19 protein-coding genes and 5 pseudogenes are annotated in these 22,450 nt (G+C 32.7%); 9 read left to right on the forward strand and 15 right to left on the reverse strand.

Annotation, left to right across the window (positions count from 1 at the left end):
* Positions 1-124: 124 nt before the first annotated feature.
* The 7 genes and pseudogenes from J4P91_RS29470 to J4P91_RS24765 all read right to left on the reverse strand — a co-directional run.
* Positions 125-259, reverse strand: a complete 135-nt coding sequence (locus J4P91_RS29470) for a hypothetical protein (RefSeq protein WP_279538701.1) — start codon at positions 257-259, stop codon at positions 125-127.
* A complete protein-coding gene (locus J4P91_RS24740) occupies positions 256-444 on the reverse strand; it encodes a hypothetical protein (protein ID WP_207996190.1) in 189 nt (62 codons plus the stop codon). The genes J4P91_RS29470 and J4P91_RS24740 overlap by 4 nt, the downstream gene beginning before the upstream one ends.
* Positions 445-673: 229 nt before the next feature.
* A protein-coding gene (locus tag J4P91_RS24745; RefSeq protein ID WP_207996191.1) for an IS3 family transposase occupies positions 674-2,235 on the reverse strand; the annotation gives its coding sequence in 2 pieces (ribosomal slippage) (positions 674-1,602 and positions 1,602-2,235; 1,563 coding nt in all).
* 194 nt (positions 2,236-2,429) lie between these two features.
* Complete coding sequence (locus J4P91_RS24750) at positions 2,430-3,086, reverse strand: SMI1/KNR4 family protein (protein WP_207996192.1); 657 nt, start codon at positions 3,084-3,086, stop codon at positions 2,430-2,432.
* A gap of 396 nt (positions 3,087-3,482) precedes the next feature.
* Positions 3,483-3,923: pseudogene (locus J4P91_RS24755) on the reverse strand (LPD25 domain-containing protein); the annotation flags it as partial.
* Positions 3,924-3,999: 76 nt separating this feature from the next.
* A complete protein-coding gene (locus tag J4P91_RS24760) occupies positions 4,000-4,218 on the reverse strand; it encodes a hypothetical protein (RefSeq protein WP_243763998.1) in 219 nt (72 codons plus the stop codon).
* Positions 4,219-4,256: 38 nt separating this feature from the next.
* A pseudogene (locus J4P91_RS24765) lies at positions 4,257-4,400 on the reverse strand (dUTP diphosphatase); the annotation flags it as partial.
* 2,207 nt (positions 4,401-6,607) lie between these two features.
* On the opposite strand from J4P91_RS24765, the gene J4P91_RS24770 reads away from it, so the two are divergent.
* A complete protein-coding gene (locus J4P91_RS24770; protein ID WP_207996194.1) occupies positions 6,608-7,348 on the forward strand; it encodes a MerR family transcriptional regulator in 741 nt (246 codons plus the stop codon).
* Between the two features lie 32 nt (positions 7,349-7,380).
* Here the strand turns inward: J4P91_RS24770 and J4P91_RS24775 are convergent, their stop codons facing one another.
* The 3 genes from J4P91_RS24775 to J4P91_RS24785 all read right to left on the reverse strand — a co-directional run bounded on the left by J4P91_RS24775 (position 7,381) and on the right by J4P91_RS24785 (position 10,064).
* A complete protein-coding gene (locus J4P91_RS24775) occupies positions 7,381-8,835 on the reverse strand; it encodes an FtsZ/tubulin family protein (protein ID WP_207996195.1) in 1,455 nt (484 codons plus the stop codon).
* 18 nt (positions 8,836-8,853) lie between these two features.
* Complete coding sequence (locus J4P91_RS24780) at positions 8,854-9,270, reverse strand: hypothetical protein (RefSeq protein WP_017150243.1); 417 nt, start codon at positions 9,268-9,270, stop codon at positions 8,854-8,856.
* Positions 9,271-9,797: 527 nt separating this feature from the next.
* Complete coding sequence (locus J4P91_RS24785) at positions 9,798-10,064, reverse strand: hypothetical protein (protein WP_207996196.1); 267 nt, start codon at positions 10,062-10,064, stop codon at positions 9,798-9,800.
* Positions 10,065-10,610: 546 nt separating this feature from the next.
* Between J4P91_RS24785 and tnpA (J4P91_RS24790) the strand changes: the two genes are divergently transcribed.
* The 6 genes and pseudogenes from tnpA (J4P91_RS24790) to tnpA (J4P91_RS24805) all read left to right on the forward strand — a co-directional run bounded on the left by tnpA (J4P91_RS24790) (position 10,611) and on the right by tnpA (J4P91_RS24805) (position 13,258).
* Positions 10,611-11,009: an IS200/IS605 family transposase gene (gene tnpA, locus J4P91_RS24790; RefSeq protein WP_207996197.1), complete on the forward strand. Its 399-nt coding sequence runs from the start codon at positions 10,611-10,613 to the stop codon at positions 11,007-11,009.
* A gap of 5 nt (positions 11,010-11,014) precedes the next feature.
* A complete protein-coding gene (locus J4P91_RS24795; RefSeq protein WP_307802550.1) occupies positions 11,015-11,278 on the forward strand; it encodes a hypothetical protein in 264 nt (87 codons plus the stop codon).
* Positions 11,278-12,354: an RNA-guided endonuclease InsQ/TnpB family protein gene (locus J4P91_RS24800; protein ID WP_207996198.1), complete on the forward strand. Its 1,077-nt coding sequence runs from the start codon at positions 11,278-11,280 to the stop codon at positions 12,352-12,354. Before J4P91_RS24795 ends, J4P91_RS24800 begins: the two co-directional genes overlap by 1 nt.
* 159 nt (positions 12,355-12,513) lie before the next feature.
* Positions 12,514-12,765: pseudogene (locus J4P91_RS29130) on the forward strand (alpha/beta hydrolase family protein); the annotation flags it as partial.
* Positions 12,766-12,772: 7 nt separating this feature from the next.
* Positions 12,773-12,927 (forward strand): annotated as a pseudogene (locus J4P91_RS29135) (ATP-binding protein); the annotation flags it as partial.
* Complete coding sequence (gene tnpA / locus J4P91_RS24805; RefSeq protein WP_207996199.1) at positions 12,905-13,258, forward strand: IS200/IS605 family transposase; 354 nt, start codon at positions 12,905-12,907, stop codon at positions 13,256-13,258. The pseudogene J4P91_RS29135 and the gene tnpA (J4P91_RS24805), both read left to right, overlap by 23 nt.
* Positions 13,259-13,345: 87 nt before the next feature.
* Here the strand turns inward: tnpA (J4P91_RS24805) and J4P91_RS24810 are convergent, their stop codons facing one another.
* The 3 genes from J4P91_RS24810 to J4P91_RS24820 all read right to left on the reverse strand — a co-directional run bounded on the left by J4P91_RS24810 (position 13,346) and on the right by J4P91_RS24820 (position 16,216).
* Positions 13,346-13,945, reverse strand: a complete 600-nt coding sequence (locus tag J4P91_RS24810) for an undecaprenyl-diphosphatase (RefSeq protein ID WP_207996200.1) — start codon at positions 13,943-13,945, stop codon at positions 13,346-13,348.
* A gap of 395 nt (positions 13,946-14,340) precedes the next feature.
* Entirely contained in the window at positions 14,341-15,099 is a 759-nt protein-coding gene (locus J4P91_RS24815; RefSeq protein ID WP_207996201.1) for a CPBP family intramembrane glutamic endopeptidase, read from the reverse strand.
* Positions 15,083-16,216: a helix-turn-helix domain-containing protein gene (locus J4P91_RS24820; RefSeq protein ID WP_207996202.1), complete on the reverse strand. Its 1,134-nt coding sequence runs from the start codon at positions 16,214-16,216 to the stop codon at positions 15,083-15,085. Before J4P91_RS24820 ends, J4P91_RS24815 begins: the two co-directional genes overlap by 17 nt.
* Before the next feature lie 586 nt (positions 16,217-16,802).
* Here J4P91_RS24820 and J4P91_RS24825 point away from each other — a divergent pair.
* A pseudogene (locus J4P91_RS24825) lies at positions 16,803-17,072 on the forward strand (hypothetical protein); the annotation flags it as partial.
* A gap of 14 nt (positions 17,073-17,086) precedes the next feature.
* Here the strand turns inward: J4P91_RS24825 and J4P91_RS24830 are convergent.
* Positions 17,087-17,584 carry a CcdC protein domain-containing protein gene (locus tag J4P91_RS24830; protein ID WP_207996203.1) on the reverse strand — a complete coding sequence of 166 codons (498 nt, stop codon included), beginning with the start codon at positions 17,582-17,584 and terminating at the stop codon, positions 17,087-17,089.
* A gap of 553 nt (positions 17,585-18,137) precedes the next feature.
* On the opposite strand from J4P91_RS24830, the gene J4P91_RS24835 reads away from it, so the two are divergent.
* The gene (locus tag J4P91_RS24835; RefSeq protein WP_207996204.1) at positions 18,138-18,713 is read left to right on the forward strand and encodes a hypothetical protein; all 576 of its coding nucleotides are present in this window, start codon (positions 18,138-18,140) and stop codon (positions 18,711-18,713) included.
* Between the two features lie 1,374 nt (positions 18,714-20,087).
* Here the strand turns inward: J4P91_RS24835 and J4P91_RS24840 are convergent.
* Positions 20,088-21,788: a hypothetical protein gene (locus tag J4P91_RS24840; protein ID WP_207996205.1), complete on the reverse strand. Its 1,701-nt coding sequence runs from the start codon at positions 21,786-21,788 to the stop codon at positions 20,088-20,090.
* Positions 21,789-22,450 lie beyond the last annotated feature (662 nt).

Consider the following 22,450-nt stretch of genomic DNA (forward strand, 5'->3'; position numbering starts at 1 on the left):
TCCCCCTTTACTCTATAAAATGAAATAAAAAAGAGGACTATTCCGTTTCATAGTCCTCTTTTTTCACCGTATTCAGTTCATTGTTATTTACCAAATAAGAATCCCCCATCAGTGGAACCCCCTATTAATCTACAATTTCATTTTGACTCTTATATTTCTTGCTTCTTATCTTTTTAATAATCCCTTGAATGAATAACAAAAAAATATTCAAACTCACTGCTACAAGTAACATACAGCCTGCAAATAGCCATGCATTCATGAGATGACCTTCCATTCTAAATCCTTTTGTAAAAACACATACAATTGTTTTTGCTCTGACAACATTTCACGTATAGATTGGATTTCGTTTTTAGATAAAGAAATAAAAATAAGTTCCTTTGCCTCATCTCTTTCAGCCCAAACACCTTTATAATCAATGTCTACAATCTCTACAATATTCCCCATTTTCGTTCGCCCCTTTCTCTCTAAAAACAAGAAAGAGGACATCATACATTGTCCTCTTTCACAATTTCCCCCATAAAAAAAGCACTTTTCGCTTCCTCTGTAGCTTTGAAATAAAGTTTAATCAAAAATACCTCGCAATTCCAAGTTTTACGATAAATAAAAAGAATCCATTTTGAAAAAAGATGAACAGCTCCCTGTCAAGTAGACAGTGGAAATAATAAAAAATACTTTAAGCGGCTTGAACCCTGTATTCCAATGGGCTTAAGCCGTTTAATCTTTCTTGGTAACGTTCGTTATTGTAAAACTGGATATAATCATCTATTGCTTGTTGTAACGCTTCAAATGTTTCATACTTATGTAAGTAATATTTTTCACACTTCAACGTTCCCCAAAACGATTCCATTGGTCCATTATCTATACATTTTCCTACACGTGACATGCTATGAATCATTTTTGCTTTTTCTATTTTTCTCTTAAACCCATGTGACGTATATTGATACCCTCGATCACTATGAATCAATGGATGTTCATTCTCTTTTAATATAGTGATAGCTTGATCCAACGTTCGAAATACCAATTTATTATTGTTTGAATGTCCCAATACATAACTAATAATGGAGCCATCGTAAAGATCTAAAATGGCGCTTAAATACGTTTTCCTTCCGTTTCCTAATTTGAACTCCGTGACATCTGTTACCCATTTTTCATTGGGCTTGCTTGCAGTAAATTCGCGATTTAGTCGATTTTCAGCGACGTATTGTGCAGGTGAAGGAACATAGCGCTTTCTTTTCCGACGAATCACGGACTGTAATCTAGCGATGTGCATTAAGCGATAAATACGTTTGTGATTAAACTTTTTATGATATATCCTATTAATATTTAATTTCATTCTTCGATACCCATAAATGCCTCCTACTCGTGCATAAATAGCTTGAATATCCTGAAGAATTGCTTCATTCTCTAATTCTCCAGCTGTTGGCATACGCTGTAGCCATTTATAATAAGCAGCACGAGATACACCGGCAATTTCACATAAAAGGATTACTGGCAGGTTTTCAGTCGCATGTAAATCTTGAATCGCTCTATATTTATTGTGTAGACGAACGCTTGTTAACGACGCCTCCTTTCGAGTTCCTCTAACTTTTTTAAAAAAGCATTTTCTGCACGTAATCGTTCATTTTCTCGCTCTAAACGTTTCATTTCCATCTTAAACTTTTCTTCATCTGTTAATTCATATTCCTCTTTCTTTCGACCGCGTTTATCTTGTAGTGCTTCTTCACCATGTGCTTCAAACTTCTTGACCCATTGATATACCTGTTGATAAGAAACTTCATAGTTTTCGGCTGTGAGCTGATAGTTTTTTTGATGTTGTATACAGTAATTTACAATTTGAATTCGTTCTTCTAACGTTGTTTTTCTTCTACTTGTCATAGAGTTTGTCATTCCTTTACCGGTATCATTTAATTCTCTATGACTATTATACTTTTTAATCCATTTTCTCAAAACCGCAGTACTGGATACATTGTATTTTTGGATAACCTTGCTTAACGAGTAGTGTCCTGATAGATAATCATTGACGGCTGCTAACTTTAGCTCTTTTGAATAACACTTCCAAGAAAGAGCTTCTTCTAGGCCGTCTTCACCATTCACTTCATACCTTCTCTTCCAATCTCTAATGGTCCCAGGATCAACCAAAAATTTAGCAGTAATGTCGGCTATGGAATGATGACCATCTTTATAAAGAGCTAAAATCGCCAGCTTTTCAGCTTTAGAATATTTCATTCGAGCCATAAAAAATACTCCTCTTAGATAAACAGATTTTTATTTTTTATCTGTCTACCTAATGGGGAGCATATCAAGATTGATCAAAATGGATTCTTCTTCAGCAGATTTTTGTTTCGGCTTTATAAAAAAGTTTGATCATTTTCTGCCTGTATTGCTCCATAATCGCGCCCGATTGTTCTCTAAAAAGTGAATAGTTTCTATTAAACTTTCTTAATATACTCATACACTTCTTTAGGTTTTATATTAAGCAGGTGAGCAATTTCCGTTATTTTTTTTCCTTCTTTCTTCATCTTTTTTACTTTTGCCTCCAATGTTTGCTCGTATTCTTCTGCAATATCAAATAATGGACTCAATAAAGAGTGCCATATTTCAAAATCAGCAAATTTATTTTTTTCCAAAAACTTATTTAGCAATGTTTTTAATTCTCTATTTTGTATAATTCTTTTTCCTTCTAACACTTGTTTCTCAGTAAGAAAATTACCTATATCTTTTATAAAATTGATAAATGAGTCCATAGAATCTGCAAGGAAACCGCCAACATCCCAACTGTCCATTCCGTGCATTAATGAAGATATAGGGTATCCATCCTCATTTAAATCAATAATAATTGGATCTCCACACATAGTTTCATATGCAATAACAATCCAATTTGCATCCCAAGTATCTTCCTCATCGGTTACAAGGGAGTTTCCATCGGTGTCAATGCTATATCCTACTTGAAATTCATCTAATTGTTCAAAAGAAAATATATCAAAATTTACATATTCTCTAATTTTTTCATGTTCTAAGTTAATAAGTTCTAAATTCCTCTTAATTTCTTCTTTTTGATGATAAGAATTAAATTTTATCATTGTCATTTTTACTACATCCCTATTCATACTTTATATTTATTCTTTTTTTATCTGTTTTTTTACTAAAAACCTAAGACAAGAATATTAATAATAGATATTGGATTACCTAGGTTCAATTATTTTCTCTCCTTAAAATAAATTACAATAATGCCCTATACTTTACCTAATAAATTCGATGTAATTATTGTAAAATCCTTTTGCTACTAAACTGCCCCTTTAGTTAAATAAAAAAGATCCTGTAAAACAGGATCTAAACAAACTTTAGAACATCGCTACATTCTTTAAAACGTCGCGACTTTATTATAAACATCGTATCTTTTTTAGAAACATCGTGACTTTATTTCAAATCGACATCCTCAATTGAGTAACAAAAAATGATTGATTGTTATCCTATATAATTGCTTATCGTTCCATTTCCATTGCTTCTTTTTTCTTACTTGGTTTTTTTGTGGGCTTTTGCTGCACTACATTACCTACTGCTACAGGTTCCGGCTCCTTATCCTTTTCTTTATGGTTTTGCTTCTCGTTTAACAGCTGATATTTCTTATCCATAGATAAGTCACTTGAAATCGTAGATTGATTAACTGTTATTCCTTCTTTCCCCAATTTCTCATCTACCTGATTTTCTAATTTGGTTACATGCTCCTGGCTTACCAGTTCATTATCAATTGAGACATATTTTGTTGTATAATACCGTTCTTCTTCCTTTACACGAGTGACAATACTATCAATATCATCTGGTGTTTCTTCATATTGTGACCGTCTGTACGCTTCATATTTCCGGCTTAAATCTTTATCTAATAGAGATGGATTCTTCTCTTCCGAAGACTGCATTTGCTTATCGCTTTTGTTACAAAACTACTGCCTTAAATTCGGTCTTCAGCTTTTCTTGAAATCTCACAAACGTTTCGTTTGAGAATCATACAGCTGCATTTGCGATTTTGCAAAGAATCTGATCAGGTCTTCTGCTAAGTAAGAACTCCCCAATACTTTCTTTTTCTCTTAATGAAAACCAATAAGCGAAGTTCCCGAAGTCTGTAATTGCTGTAAATATGCCTGATGAATCGATTAGAAATACTCCGCAGCCTTCTCCATCTACTGATGGAACTGTATAACGATATACTGTTGCATCTGCCATTTCTGATTTCCCCTTTTTAATAAAATTCAAATTTGAAACTATTTTGTTCCCGTACTACCAAACCCTTCTACTCCGACCTCACTATCCGATAACTTGTTCACTTCTACAAAGTATGCTGTTTCTACTGGCTCTATAAAGTCTTGCGCGATGCGTCTTCCTCTCTCAATTACATCCACCTTAAGTATGTAAATTATAGGTTCAAGTACTAAGTTTATCCATTGAAAATAAACCATAATAATCATTATGTAAACAAGTTACATTTTTCGTTCAATCTCTAATACACAGAATTTTTCAACTGATCGATTATATTTATACATACGATTGGAGAAAATAAATATTAATAGCTAAAAATATCTATTTTCCAAGAAACCTTTGCTTCAAAAAAACACAAAGGTATTAAGTGAGAAATAACCCACTAAATATCAATGTCTTGTAAACAAATTTACTGATTACAGCAAGGTAATTAGCATTAACGTATCAACTGACATTAACATGTTAATGCAAACAAAGATAAAAATGTTAATTTTATATCAACAGTAGCTTAATGTATTAAACTAAAATCGATATAAAGTTAATAAATATATTAATAGAGCGATTTTTTTATTCATAACTCATAATATATCGTATGCCACTAGCACTGATCGAAAAAACTATCAAACGAATAGCCCCTTGTAAAGTCTATTTAGTTGTAATAAAGAAAACACCTTCACAAATACTCTACAAATAACCTCTGGTAGATCCCTTCATTCTTAACACTATTGGTTTAAATAAACTATAAAACTTAGAAATCGTTTCAAATACTGTTTTGAATCACTTTAAATTATGATGAAAACTCAAGAATCAACTATATATAATTTCCACAGAACGAAAAACATCGATATTTATACATTCATAATTGATATAACATTAACAACAAAAGAGGATTTCATCACTATAGTTAATGTCTTGTTAATATCATCTTTGTTACATATCAATTTCACATTTCATGTTAATGTCATTCTCTCTAATGAACCTAAGTCCTATACATAAAAGTAAAATCCAATTCCCAGGCTGAATAATATTTAGTACTCAATTGCGTAAAAATGCTTACCATACGCGAATATACTATTTATAAAATTCCACCTCTAACTTATCAATGAAAGATTTTAGACGCATTGGATCGATTGTTTTTGACTGTGATAAGACATAATTTTTCCAAGGAAGAAGACTATATTAGCAGCGTAGCGATTCGTATCCAGCTTAATGTTATTACACAGTTTTAATATCATTATATTTTATTTTTAAATCTCTATTTTTCTTTTTATAAATACTGTACAGATCGTTTTGTTAATCTCGTAGTAACTTTAAGTCGTTTTACTAATACAAAATAAGCTCACTATCATCGATATGCATATAGTTTTAGTTGATATGACATTAACAATGATAATATATTCTATTTTTATAGTAATGTCTTGTTGATGCACTCTTCACTACATGTCAATTTCACATTTTATGTTAATGTCTGTTTTTAAGGGTGTTTGAGATAATAGAGAGCCCCAGTATCTAACATAGCAATCTCAATCCCTCTAATTTGCTTAAATCATCCTATAAACAACAGTTAAGTTCGCGCTATAAGCTAAACAATATCCATACTCAATTACATATGAGCACGTATCTGTACATAAGCATAATATTTTGTACGTTTTATATAAGATTACTCGTGTTAAATTAGATTCATTAAACCAACTAAATTCTATATCATGACAAAATACTCTTGCAGGTTTATATAAAATAAACAATGAAACCAATATTAAAAATAACAGAGAAGAACATACTAGTAATACAAAGATTCATATCACTTCTATAAGAATAACAGGGCTAGGTAAACATTAACTCTATTTAAAGGATCAATAACTTACTAGTATTATTAAGCTACTAGTATCATCATATTAGTAGTGTTGCCTTTTTCTATCTTTTTATACATTGAAATTGGAATTTAATAATCTACTTTTCTCATTTTCCACAGAACACGGTCATTATATCCTCATAATTTGTTTACAAAACACTTATATTTCCTTATCATTAATAATAAGAAATATACTATGTTAATCTCATGGCAACTATAAGCCATATTTCTAGCGCAAAATATACATACTATCATTAATATAACATTGATATTTATATGTTTTTAGTTAACAAAACATTAACAATCTAAATAAATTGTAGATTTATAGTCAATGTTTTGTTAATACACTCTTGGTTATATGTTAATCTCATATTTCATGTAAATACCTGAGTTAGTAGGTATTTACATTGATATCATCGAAATAACTATTAACATGTTAATTTCAGTCCACATGTTAATTTTAATTCAAGTGTGTATTGAATGATTTTTCAAGGAGGTAGGACAATGATTGATCAAAAAAGTGATTCACGAGACCATCAAAAAAGAGATGATGATATATTAAACGATAATGTTTTTGAGAAGGCATGGAGGATAACAGAATTCTCTAAATTAGTCGGACGTCACCATAATACAGTATATAATTGGTTCAATATTTTAGAAGAAAAAGGGCTACACGAAACTTTAAGAACCCATAACACAAACGAAAAGCTCTATAACACTTTAGATCTTGAAATCGCTCTTTTTATAAAACAAAAAAGAGATGAGAAGTGGTCTTTAGATGCTATTATTGAACTTTTACCACATCAATTTGATTTAAGACCAGTACCACTAGAGAATCAAGCAAATGAAGTATCTACCCAATTAAACCTTCAAGCAACTGCAGAAATCATTGAAAAAATGGTGAATAAGCAGATAGAAGAAAAAATAAAAACTATTGAGTCTCAGTATGAGGAGAAGATAGGAAATATATTAAAACAGCTGCCACAACCTGAAGATGCAGAAACTTTAAAGATACGTCAACGTCAAGAAAGACTGGATAATTTCATTATTGAACATAGAGCACGCCAGGAATTAAGAAAACAAGCAGAAAGCCTCTGGAATAGCAAACCTGATGAGGAACGTATTAAAAAGGTAGGATGGTTTAAAAAAGAAGAAGACTTAGCTAAAAAGCAACTCTTCATTGAGCAGTACATACATGATAATATCATTGATTATATGAAATCTCTCATGAATACGGTGGAATAACAAAAAGTCTGGAGCGAGCTCCAGACTTTTTGTTATTTTGTAGTACCAAACATCTTATCTGGATCTAAAAAGTCCGCTAATTCAGCATCTTCATTAGCTCCAGCTTCTGTATTTTCTTCGTCACTACCCATATCGATAAAATCACCAAAGGCAAAACCTAAGTCCTCATCCTCATCAATACTTTCTATCGTACTAATTTGAGACTTTTTATACTGAATTTGACTTTGCTTCTCTTTAAATTCATTAAATTCTTCAACTAATCCCTTAGATAATCTTGATGGTAATGCATCAGTTTTATAAAACGTATATACACTTCCCAAGAAATCATTCTTACTTACTAAATATCCATTAAAAACAGTACCGTTTATAGGTAAATTATTTGAAACTTCTACTTTAGCATCATCCATGAAGGAATCATCAATGTTTTTTTGTTCATCTAGGATAGCAAGCATACCAAAATGGTGTACTTTTGATGCTTCAACAGAACCATCGTTATTCTTTTTCATCAAATCAATTGGATGATGGAAAGAGCTTCCTCTTAATGATTCTTGAAACATTTCTACAATTGCATGGCTATTTTCAATCTGGTTCATATTACGTGAAACCTTATTAATTACTAAACAACCTGTTTTCTCAAGTAAAATACGTTTAAAGTCTTGAGAATCAAGTATTACAGATGTTCCAGAACCATTTGCAGCTGTATTTAATTCATGAATAATTTCACTAATGCGTTGATTTGCATAATCACGTGCATTGGCAATACCTTTTTTCTCATTTTCATTTAGCTCTTTAAATTCATCATAAAAGTGCTGATTATCAGCAAATACTACAAATGCTACACCTTTTGATTTATCATTAGCTAATTTCCAAATCTCCTGAGAAAACTTATTAACTTGTCTTAGTACATCCGGTCCATCTGCTCTTACTGGAAGTGTTACAACAATCCCCATTTTAATAAAATCTTTACGCTCAATAGCATTTTCAAAAGCGATTCTCGCAAATTTTGCTTGATTTGCTTTTATCTCTGCCATAGGGTATTGTTGTGCAACTTTTTGTAATTCCTGTCTAATTACAGGCTTGTTATGAAAAGCAGAAAACTCTTCAATCGCCTTAATGATTGTAGAAGTTCCTGTTCCTCCACCTAGGCCTGCAAAAAATAACACAAGTTCATCAGATGGTCTTACACGTTCCGTGATAAATTCTTTTAATTTTTCTTTTGCCTCATCATTTGAATCAAGTACCTTTACTGCACGCTCAGGATTTTTACCTAAACCACCTAATTTGAGTGACACTTGGTTGCTTTTTGGTACATTTTTTAGTTCTGCTAGATCTCCATCATTACTGTTTAATGCTAAGCAGTTATATACTGATGTTCCATCTGTATGTTTATATTCAGCAAATTTATCTACCATTCTAGTACCAGCCTGACCAAAACCAACCATCGTCATCTTAACTGCTACTTCATTCTTCAAGAAATTTTTCGCCATTATTTTATCTCTCCTTATTTACTTATTTACTTTTTTTCTTTTCCCTAACTCAATAAGTACTTGTTGTCCTCTATAAGTTGAGATTAAAAATTTATACGGGTGCATAGCCTTTTCATAGATCAAAGACATTGATGATAGTGTACTAACACTTATTTCAGCTGAACGTCTTGATATATTGGTGCGTTCAACTTCTAATGAATAAGATTTTCCTTTTGTTTTCTTTACTCTCCTATCAATGACTACATTTTCTACTATTTCATTAATTGATATGCCCCTCATATATTTGGTTTCTTGAAATTGTTTATTTACGATGTTTCCTATGTATAGAAATACACTATATAGTATCTCGTCTTGTTCAAGAATATCTGCGAACATGTTTACTACTTCATCCGTAAATTTTATCGTTTGATACTTTTCACTTAAAACCTCGTTCAAGTTGTCCCCCCCTTAAACCATTGGTTAATTATTCCTAGAAACATAGTACATCATTATAAGGCGTATATCAAGTCATTATATATAAAACTTATATATAGAACTTATAAATCTCATTATTAAAAAACTCTTTATTTTACAAGCTTTCATATATACGGCGTATATATACAGCGTATATATGGTATATTAATCTTATATTTCATGTGATTCACATTCTAAACTCTTAATAGAATAGATTTCACTAATATTACTATATTAAGTAAACATATCTCCCAAAAAACAGCACAATACGTTAACATGAAACTCACATATTAAATAACAAATTTTATATACATCGTATATATACGTTTTATTTATACGATGTATATAAAAACCTTTTTATAAAAGGGGTTTAACCTTGGATATATCAATTTTATATCAATATTAATAAGATAAGTAGTTTATATAAGACTTACATATAAAGCTTATATAAACTACTTATTACTGATAACAAAAAATGCAATGCTTTCATAGCATTGCACTCATAATATTTATACTGTTATGTAACTTTCATGTAATGCTTGGAACAACTCATTCTGGTTATCTTTCTTTGTTAGTAGTTTGGTTCTATACATTTCATCTATTGTTAGGGGAGAAGTTGTCAATTTCATGTTATATTGATGTATCTCTTCATTTAACTCTGTTGTTAGTTCACAAAATTGCATATACAGCAGGAAGAAATGTGCTTCTTTTGAATCCAATTCATAATCTTTTTCAGTCATTTCTAGAAATTTATTTGTGAATGTTGTTAATTTCATATCTACAAAATCATTCTGGCTTACCAGTAATTCCAGAACATCTTTAAAATTTATACTATTCATGATGTCTCTATTTAAATCAAATGTAATTTGTAAATCGATTTAAATATAATATTTAAAATATTTCGCAAATAATATAAAAATGGGAGTTGAGAGTTGTCAATTTCATACAATCATTACAAATAAGAGTCTGCGAACATCTCGCATTTGGTTGTGATGAAATGTTATATTGCAAATGATGTATATTAAGATATTATTACATCTATAAGATAAATACTATTAAACTATGATTACAAGAGGGGGAGTTAGAGTGAACAAAATGTCTTTGGGTCTTACTTTTGTTTCAGTAGGTATTACAGATTTTTCGAACGGGAAAGCCCACTGTGGTGCGATAGCACCCCCTTTAGGGGTGGGATGAAAGTGAGGTTAGATACGAAGTACCACTGAAAACCGTAAGGTGCGTGGTACTTCAAGTATCCAAAAGTGTATCCTCATTTTTTATATCTCTATGTTGCAGTTTGATAAACAAACTAATACAATTGGTATATGGAAAACTATAGAAGAACCAATACAACTATATCACTAATTCACTATCATTTCGTTTTTTGTCCTCGATACAGGCGAAAGATATTCTTAAATTCAGATGTAGAACAACGCTTTAAAGAGTTGGTACAAGAAATATGCGACGAATTAGAAATTGTCATTATTACTTTAGAGTGCGACAAAGACCATACACATATGTTTCTAAATACACTACCAAAATTTAGTCCTGCTGATATTATGGCAAAAATTAAAGGAGGGACTTCTAAAAGGTTGAGGGAAGAATTTCCTCACCTTAAACATTTGCCGAGTTTATGGACACGTAGCTATTTTGTATCTACCGCAGGAAATGTATCGAGTGCGACTATTAAACGATATGTGGAACAACAAAAGATAAGGGGCTGAGAAAGGTGCAAATTAAATGTAGTTATTGCGGATTTGAACAATTTATGAAAGACCATAAATTCAACAGAGAATATAAAGATGACTACAATAAAGCCTTATTTGTTCTGTGTGGGAGAAATGCTTGTGATACTTCCCAAATTAAAATCCCGAATGGTTATATCAGAGAAATGATGTGGCTTGGTTCGTGGTCAATTGTGAGAGATATAACTTTAGACGAATACAAAAGTCTTAAAAGAGCTAGATTTCTTAGGGATTTAGGTGAAGAATAATGTACCAAACTGTAACAGTAAAAATCAAGCTACTTCCTACAAAAGAACAAGCTTCCATCTTAAATGCTATGGGAAAAGAATATATCTCTACAATTAACGCACTTGTATCTGAAATGGTTGCGGAAAAGAAAACGATAAAGAAGACGACAAAAAATGTTCCTGCAAACCTTCCAAGTGCAGTAAAAAATCAAGCTATCAAAGACGCTAAGAGTGTGTTTCAAAAAGTAAAGAAGGCAAAATACAAAATAATACCAGTATTAAAGAAACCTGTTTGTGTGTGGAACAATCAAAACTATTCGTTTGATTTCACCCATATCCGTCTACCTTTAATAATAGATGGAAAAGCAAAGAAAGTGCCTGTTCGTGCCTTATTGATTGATAAACACAACCGTAATTTTGATTTATTAAAACACAAATTAGGCACGCTTCGCATCACGAAAAAATCAAACAAATGGATTGCCCAAATTTCTGTAACCATTCCCACTACTGAAAAAACAGGAACAAAAATCATGGGTGTAGACTTAGGGTTGAAAGTTCCTGCTGTTGCAATGACTGATGATAATAAAGTACGTTTCTTTGGTAATGGCAGACAAAACAAATATATCAGACGTATGTTTAAATTTAAACGTAAGAAATTAGGTGAATCGAAGAAACTGAATGCGATTCGTAATCTTAATGATAAAGAACAGCGATATATGAAAGATCAAGACCATAAAGTTAGTCGTGCGATTGTAAATTTTGCTAAAGAAAATAACATTTCTGTCATTCGCTTAGAACAATTAGCGAATATTAGACAGACGGCAAGAACAAGCCGTAAAAACGAAAAGAATTTGCACACATGGTCATTTTATCGCCTATCTCAATTCATTGAATATAAGGCAAATTTAGAAGGTATTAAAGTTGAATATGTAAATCCTGCGTACACTTCCCAAACATGTCCTAATTGTTCTGAAAAAAATAAAGCACAAGACAGAAAATACAAATGTAAATGTGGGTTTGAAAAACATCGTGATTTAGTCGGTGCTATGAATATTCGATATGCACCTGTGATTGATGGTAATAGTCAATCAGCCTAAGATGCTGTATGCACTGTCTTAGGAGGGGCAATGAGATGCCCTCATCTTGAAGGCTGTTCAAAACAGAAATGGACTGCGAACGTTTAGTCATTCAAGAATCGCACCCGTTAATCCGTAAGGGTTAGGGCTTGCGACTTTAGTCGTGGGAGTCTCAAACATGAAGATTTAATAAATCATTGGAAAATTACTGAACCAAGCCGATCTGTTCCAGTAATAAATAAGGATAACATTCTATTAATCTCCGCAAAAAATGACCAGTATGTTCATATTCAAGATACAGTTTACTTATGGGAATCTTGGGGGAAACCGACAAGATATGTATACAATGGTGGACATGCAGGAACTGTCCTAAATCGTAATAAAATTGCTACTGATACTATCCAATTTATCCGAAAACGGATAGAAGGGTAATTTTACTATGATTGCCCTAGTATTTTTGTTGTGGATGATCGCTGCGATTCTGTTTTTCACTAATCCCCAAAATGAAGCCACTAGATGGGGAAGTGCAATAGCCCTATTTGGTGGGGGGGCTTAGGTGTAATGCTAGGAGATGGACCGAATCGTGACGAAATACAGACATCCTTATATAAATGAAAATATAAAAAATAGGCTTGAGGAGATTGCCCACAACCTATTTACAAAGTGGAACTGTACAATTATTGAAATGAACGGTGAAGAGGACCACATACATATCCTTTTTGATGCACCGCCACAAATTCACTTAGCTAATATCATTAATAGTTTTAAAACCGTTACTTCTCGCTATATACGAAAAGAGTTTCCTGAGGAATTGAAACCTTTTTACTGGAAGCCGTATTTTGGGAGTAGAAGCTACATGTTATTAACAACAAGAGGCGCACCAATTGAAGTTATACGTGCGTACATAGAGAATCAAGGGAAATAAATAAAAGAAGGCTAACCTCCACTAAATCGAAGATTTTGAAGAGGAATGCGCCTTCTTTTATTGTTCAAACTTTATTACAAAGCAACATCAAAAGTCTTTCGAGTTGTTTTTCATTGGGATAACATGTTGCTCCATTCTTTCATAAAGGCCCAATAATCGCTTAATGAAAGAAAGCTTTGGTGCTATCCAATACACAAATAAGGCTGAAATAATGCCTACAAGAGCTCCTGTAACAACATCGATAGGGTAGTGAACCCCTACCCAAATACGGGAGATGGCTACACAGAATGCAAGCATAAGCCATAACCATCCTTCCTTTTTGCGAATAAGCCAGATAGAAGCGCAAAGAGAGAAAAATAAAATCGTATGGTCACTTGGAAATGAGTTATCGATTTCATGCTCAACAAGTTGATTAACATTTGGAAGTACTGCAAATGGTTGCTGATGCGAATAAAATTGACCAACAATCTTCCCAATAATTTCAGCGACAATGAATGCTAGTCCACCTTGAATAATCATCATTCTATTTTTGTTGTTTCGGGTAAACCAATATATAAGAACACCCAAGACCAAAGCATATAACATATATTCGGCAACAAAAACCATCATTGGATTTAGAGACGGGTTTTGTTTCCCTAGATCATTAATCCATCGAAAAGCATCGATATTAAACTGCGAAAACGACATGTTTAAATTCCTCCAATCATTGAAATTTCAAATCTAAAAACACATCACACATATCCAGATATTCAATTGTTTATATTAGGGAAGGGAAAAACCTGAAACTCATATTTCCATTGTAGGAAAGCGATTTTAAATGCTTCTTAACCTTTTCTTAACAATTTCTTAACAATAACAAATAAACCTTACAACAATCACATTGTAAGGCTTTACATTCATATATTGGAGAATCTATCTCAACTTTTAGGTGAGTTGATAGAACTGATTTTTGAAAGGACTTCTCTTTAAAAATATGAGTAACGTTTAGGGATGAAATCGGGGAATCACGTTCAAATATATAGTTAGATCATCTATAATTGTAAACCAAACTTCACATGAAGTATTGGCTTATTTCATTGCTACTAAAGCAAGAAATACGCAAATGTAAACTGAGTAATAACATGTGCTAAAGCGTGTGCGATTATCGCATATTGCAATCCTAACTTTTGATACAACCAACCAAAAAGTATGCCAGGAACGCCATTAAGCAAGAAGCAACGTATCAAGATAAGGGCACTCAGACCACCAAAGGTCATAATCGTTGCTGGAATATGTCCTGCTGCAAACAAGAGTGATGATACAATGTTCGCAACTACAAATACCCATACTGGAATATTCTCTTTTGCTTTGCTACGAGCAAACAGCTTCCATAGAATAAAAGCAGTCAATGACATGAAAAATAATCGCATCATGATTTCTTCTACTACTCCGCCGTAAATAACCGATGCTGCCAGATGGAGCAGAGAGTAGTTATCCCTCGTATAAACTGCCGCAACTTCGGGAATCACTTTGGCAAAAGTGAAATAATCCAATACTAAAAATAGAGCAACTATCATGCTAATTAATAAAGTAATTAGAACACTTCTCTTTGTAAAAGTCAGCTTCTTCAGCAAGTTCACCTTATCGGCTAAAATATAACCGAAAAACCCCATAATGCCGGTATATAAAACGCCCGTCTGAATACCCGAAATTAGAATATATGTTTCTTTTGGCATCTGCGCTACTATCTGGTCACCCGTTTTCAGATTCAACATCATACATCCTATCAGCATTCCAGCAATAATACCGATTGGCAACACACAAAGTGAAAATTTTAATGCCCGTTTATATAGGTTTTTCACGCTCATTCACTCCTAATTTGAATTTTAAGGTGCCAATGATACTCTTATACCTCGGTAGTTCCGCCAAGGCAGCAAATGCAGGATTATCTACAATACTTTGCAGCATATTTGCTTTGATGGTATCTTCGTGACGGACAGTCTTCGATCCAAGCTGAAACTCCTCAAACCAGCCATCAATTGCATCAAAATAAGAATCACCATGTAAGTTATATAGGGAAAAATCTATTGTACAGACAGACGAATACTTTTGCAGCATATCGAGTGCCTTTTCATGATTTTTCTGCATGCAATATACCAGTGCTGCCGCATAGTATACCTTTATAATCATATTTGGATGCAGATTTTCTATTTCATAAGCATCTGCAAGAACAAAAGCGCGTTGTAAGATTTCCTCTGTTTTTTCTACATTTGAAGCATTCAGCATCAAATAAGGTGGTATTCCTTCGATCAGCAAGATTAAGTGCTGATACATACTAATTTGCATAACCTCATTAGCTTTTTTTACATTTCCCATCATTTGATACGCCTGTGCTATCATTTCATCGTCCGGGGACTTTGGGCGGATGGTTTCACCAAGTAAGTCCAGAATCTCCTGCGGTTTTTGTAACATAAGATAGCAAATGGCTTCCATCGATACCGCATCTTTAGCGAGCGAAACATCTTCACTTTCTGTTCTCACCCGGACGCACAAGTTGACAGCTTCCTCAAGAGTTTCTATTTGTTTTTCCGATTCTGACGCTAACATATGGTGGTTAGTGAATAGTACCGCCATCTGAAGCAGTAGGGGAAAACAAGAGTAATATTTTTTGATGATAGTCCTGCTCTCTACAATCACTTCATCAAAAGGCTTTTCAGCAAAGTTAGATGCGAGCCTGTGATACAGCTTTTTAATATCATCCTGCGTCATTTGGGGCGCATATCCTATTAGTTCGTCTATACTGATATTAAAATAAGTTGCTAACTGAGGAAGAAAGGTAATATCGGGATAACTTTGGCTTGTTTCCCATTTTGAAACTGATGCTTTTGTAACACCAATATAGGTCGCTAGTTCATCCTGCGTAATACCTTTTTCTCTACGTTTTGCAATAAGTGTTTTAGCAATATTGATTTCTTTCATTTCATCACCTCAGTTATAATTATACGGGTTATGGCTGCACAAACCATGGATTTACAGTTGACTTTTGTTGATGAAATCAACCAGAGGGAAACTCGAAATTAAATTGCAAAACAAAAGATCTTATAGCGGTATCCTGGTAGTTTACAACTCCATCTTGAAACGACAACGCTTCTTTAACGTTTCAAAAATAAACATCTAAAAAATTTTCAAAAAACCTGTTAAACCCTTGATATAAAAGGATTTTTACTCAAAACTAGATTTCAAAGTAAAAAGTCTTATAGCGGTATCCCGGTAGAAACTTTTTAACAAAAACGCCTCAATTCCTTATATATAAAGGGATTGAGGCGTTTTCTTAATAAATCTTCATTTCACAAAACATGAAACGTTATAGCGGTATCGTGGTCATAAAAAAATTTTTTACCACTCTTTGAATCCCTTGGGGGACAAGGGATTCAGGACCGTTTCATCGTTTCATATTTCTTCTTAAAGGGCCGCCATTCAGCAAAATTCGATTTGATATAATCAAAAATGATATTTTGTATCCTATTTTGGTAAACATTACATTGAGTGAATGGAGGTGAAAAAGATGGCGAAACCATTTGTTATTAAAAACAAACGTAGCTTAAATGGAGAACCGACTACTGCAGTACTAGTTACAATTAAATCTTGGCAAAAACTCGTTGAGGCTATGGAAGATAAGTACTATAGCTATAAAGATTCATATTTAGAAGATACTTTAAAGTCTATGTCATACGAGGAACGACTTGCAGATGAGGAGCAGTTTGTTGAAAAAAACCAGCCATCTTTTTCACTTCAAATGAAACAAGCCTTTTCTAAAGTAAATGGGCGAAAACATATGGATAATTAGTGTTACCGTAAGTCAATGTTATTGTTAGTTTGGATTCGACTTTTGTATAGTTGACGAAATTTGATGAAAGAGATAATTCTCCAAGGTAAGATATATCCCAGCGCTAAAGTCATAAATAGTGCTGCTTCTGTTTCTGGACCTAGCCACTTTAAATAATCACGAAGTAAAAACCGGGTAATAAGTACGATGAGAAAGGTAATGATAAAGCCCTTGTTTCTTACAGCATAAATATGCTGATCGAATCGGAGTTCATAATGAGTGGTCCAAATAAGTGGAATTGACAAAAGGAATCCAAAGATAGCTGCACAAATCCATTCCCAGCCAGCGGCATGTGCTCTTGGATTTAAGATGATGGGAATGCAGGGTAATAACAAAAATAGTATGGGTAAGAGAATGCGGGTTCCGTTTCCTTTAATAGGGCGATACATGGCCAAAGTTCTACGCCATACGACCAACGCAGCAATTATGATTACAATAGAGTAAAACGAAGAGGACTCCATAATTTCACCTCTACATATAGAATATTTCAATTATATGAGAAGTATAGATAATTGGATTGTAGTATTCGTCTTGGTTAAAAAAATGTAACAATTCTTTGTGGCGATTATATATAGTTAGTTACCGTAACATACTATTGTACAATGTAAACAGAGTGGCTAATCCCTTACTCATCAAGGATAACGCCTGTGGTGATTTGCAACATGCATTTATTTGTAAAATGAAACCGCCAGTAGAACAAAAATATAATAACTCTTCTCTGACTAAACAACACACAAAGTTGTATGGCCGAAGTTGGGAAGAGTTGCAAAGACAGCATGTATAGTTATATGACGAGAGTGAAATTAAATTTAAAGTATAACATTCCGTATTCTAGGATAGGTTTTTTTCATATTTATTTTAAATTCAGTTTCTCAATAAACGAGGTAGCTACAAGGACAAACTCCATTCATTGGCTTGATTTCATAGCGCAACTAAAAATGATATGATTGTATTGTCAATATTATCTAATTATTAAAATACAATATGGGAAAACAGCAAAGGGGAGAAGAACTCATGGGCTTTTTTAGTAGATTTTTCACAAAAGTGGAACAAGTAAACAATAAAGAGGCAACCCTCAATGAATTAAATGAAGAATTATATGTTGAATCTCCAATAGAAGAAGCAAATAGCTATTGGGTATCAATGGCACAAAATTTAATTGTCAATACTGTAAAAGCCGCTGACAATAATGTGGAACGTGCTTTTATATTGCTTAATTTGAAAAAAGGTGAGGCTTCTTTTGATATTTTTTATCAAATTAACGGGCAATTGTATTTTTGGAATCAGCTAGAAGATCAGACGATTAAAGAAAGAATTAAGAATGAGTTGTTACCTCAAGCTTCAGAAGTTTCAGATGCAGTAAACCAGCAATTTTATGAAGCGGACCATCCTACAATCTCGTTTGCAGAATTGCAATTTGAATGGGAAACAAAGGCCTGGTTTTCACATATCATCTGGGAAGGCGACCCTGCCTCTCAATTACCAAAAACTCAAATATTAAACGAATGGTTCAGCCTAATCAAAAAGGAAACTCAGAATAAACCACTTGATAGTGATACAAAATTTTCTTGGTATCCATCAATCTCTTAAAAATGAATCAAGTCTATCAAAGAATCAAAAAGAAATTATAGATTAAATCATGAGGAAAATTCAAAAACATGGTCAATATGCTCATAATTTAACGAAATATTTACAACGTGTGGAAATACTAGAAACTCCATAAAAACTTCATTTTGTACAAAACAAAACCCTAGTTTCCTAGGGTAATGGGTATAACAACCCGATTTAATCGAGCTTCTATATTATAAGGTGTAATCGCAACGGTTACTAATAGTAAATATAACCAAAAAGAGCAGTTAGCTTTTGCTAGCTGCTCAAGGCTCTCCAGGGGGACGGAGAAATTATTATGGTATCTGTATTATTGACTGAATATTTAAATTTATTCAATCGATAATATTATTTATTATGTAAGTAATAAGATACAATTCCTATAAGAACTAAAGACTCACATACAATCGCAAATATATTTTTTCGCGGTTTTCGCAAATCACTTATCAATGATAATACTGCACCGATCCCTATAATAATCAAAAAAATAAGACTGTATATATCAAGCATTTTCTTCACTCCTGATGTTTGAATAATTCAATTATATAATAATTACCGTTTTGTGAGAAATGTTGTTTAACTTATTCCAAGTCACAAACTAATTCCGTAATAAAATCTAATATAAATATATATCTTATATATATTTAAAATATAAAGATAAAACTTATATAGGACGAGTAAATAGGGGAAAGCTCTTACTGTAACAAGGACTTTGAACATACTATAGCGTAAAAAATCAGAAATAGTAGTATTTAACAACGGAAAAGTAAGCATAATATTGATATAAAAACTACAAATAATCATAAACAAAATCATATATTTCTACATAAAAAATGAAACAAATTTATACATTGTTAAGCATATTTATTCAAGTGCTTGATTGCGTAATAATCCACTTTATTTCCACAATTTTATTTTATTTACCCACAAATTATTCACATTAGGTGCTAAGTCATTAACATAATCCAGATTTATCACATAACTCACACAAATATTGATGATTTTTGATAGGTAAGTTACTAGAATACCTTTATATCAGTAATTATAGTATTATGTTTTTCACATTCGACTATATTTATCTACTTACACACAAAATTTAACTTTTTTCTTGTGATTATTTGTAGGTATTTGAGTGCGCTAAGGCAGTTCATAACGTGTTTATATGAAAGTATGTGTGGAAATTTAGTTAGTTACAGTACAGTTCTTGTATAGGAGTGCATAAAAAAAGACTCTATTATTAATAGAATCGAGGAAAGTTGGTTGTTATAAGGAATTAGTGCAAGGCTTTCAAATAACAGGATCAACACGAATAGCCCTCTACTTTTAATTTTTTCAAAAATAGAGAGCAGGGTATTGTTAATTGGTTTCGATTACTTCAAGTACTTGTTCAGCTGTTGTTACTTGAATACCAGCACGTATTAACTTTTCAAAGGCACGCATAAATGGAATCAAATTGAAGTCATCTGGTACTTCAATAACACGAAGCGTTTCTTTAGGTAATCTATCTATCTTTTCAATGAACAATTCGCGAACATCACTAGGAATAAAGCGCTCTTTATGTCCTCTTGTTTTTAAAAGCTCACGTATTTCAATTTCTAAAGCCATATAAGCATTTAGATTTGTACCTTGTTCATAGGCGTACTTTCTAAACAACGTTTCTTCTTGATACTTTAGATAGTTGCGGTGATAGGATTCCTCTGTAACAGGTACAGCAAATTTGTATTTTAGTAACTCATATGTTTTACGGAACAATTTCTTGATGTTTCGGAGAGAGTACATAGAGAAATGCAATCCGAAATCAAATACAGCTTGTTCTTTTTGCTCTTTTGGTACATGTTGTGTAATAAGAGGATAGATACCTTCCTTAGCTGCCGTATCAAGAATTTGATATTGTGACGTTTGATTTAATAGTTTCTTCAGTGTATATACTAACTTACTTGGATATTCCTCATTACGATCTATCATGTCACGCAAGCTTTGAATTACACTGCGAATTTGTCGATGGCATGTATATTTAAGTACATGAATAAATTTATTCATGTCTTTTGTAAATTCACCAATATTCATATCTTGAAGCACAGATTCGATAAAACGAGCTTTACGAGCATAAGTAACCTTTGGCGTGAATGGATCACGATATTGTACTTCTCCTGCTTCTTTTGTACATAAGAAATCCGTATGTAAGGAGAGATATAAAGTCGTATATCTTTTTTTATTATTAACCCCTTTTTGTAATTTGCAAATTTTGAATAGGGGAGTTCCTGTACATGGTAGTGCAGTTGTTAATTCTGTCATAACCGCACGGATTTGATGCGGGTATTTCTTATGTAAAAAGCGGTACATCCCACCAAAATGAGTTTTATTTCCTCTTTCATCCTGTTTGTCCAAGGAACGTTTTAGTGTAGTTTCTCTGTGCTGTTGCATCGCAATGTCCAAGAATAGTTTCTTAGCTGCAACTGACAGCTCAAAGAAAGCCTTTGTAAATACCACTGGGCTAATATAAACATAAGGGTTTGCCTTTTCAGTTTCTTCATTCATAAAATGAGTTAGCTTAATGGTATAGCGGCCATCTAATTCCTTTTCAATCGTGACAATGTTATGTAGACTTAGTTTTTTTAATGCAATATAGAATTGAGAATGCTGTATGTAAGCAAACTCTTCTTTATATTGCTTGTAATCTTCCCACATCATATGTACTGTTACATTTGGAATGACCCCATTTGTGTAACATTTCTTGTGTAGGTATAAGAAGACTTCTAGATCTGCGTTTGTAATACCATATAATTTATGTTTCCTTCCTATTGTTTCAGAAACAGCAGACAGGGTACGACGTGAAAAAGATGGTTTCGCTTGTTCTACAAAGCTATCTACATCTGCAACACGTTCTTCATATGTCATATGATCTAGAATATCTTCAAGGTATGTATCTTTATAGCTGTAGTATTTCTCTTCGAACGTTTCAACAAGTTTTTGCCAAGACTTCAGTGTTACTAATACTGCATTTGTAGATTGTCCATTTAGACCACGTTGGTTATGAATAATAAATGATTTCCCCATCTTTTTCACCTCCTACCTGTAAACTCAGAAATATATGTCAGGAAACTATAAAATATACCAATTCTGATTATAGCAAATCGAAAATTGTCAAAAGGTGCTCCTTTAAGGGGAATTTTGAGAAGATGAAACACGACATAAAGCCAGTTGTGACAAGGGATACAGGATTTTCTTTATTTTTTTTTGTGTCAAGGATATGGTAAAAAACGTTTCATGTTTTGGATATGTCAAATTATTAGTGAAACAGTAGGGAAATGTTGATATACAAGGGATAAATGAATATGTTTCATGTTTTTACGTCAAGGATATGGCAAAAATGTTTCATGTTCATATATAAGTCATTTATTATAGAAACATCCATTGAATGTAGTGGTATGAAGGGTTATAAGAGAATTGAAAAGGATATTAGGTCGAGGATATGGCAAAAAACGTTTCATGTTTTAAAATTTACAAGGTCAAGGATATGGCAAAAGTGTTTCATATTTTATATGTAGTAGAAAAAAGAAAGAAACACTCATAATCCCTTGATACATAAGGGTTTATGAGTGTTTCTTATATTTGATAAGGTCAAGGATATGGCAAAAATGTTTCAGGATGATTTAGGATCTGTTTTGTAGGCAGAAGGGAAAACGGTTGATATATATGAGTTTATGGGATGTTAAAAA

Source organism: Bacillus sp. XF8 (assembly GCF_017498755.1).
GTDB classification, from domain to species: domain Bacteria; phylum Bacillota; class Bacilli; order Bacillales; family Bacillaceae_G; genus Bacillus_A; species Bacillus_A bingmayongensis.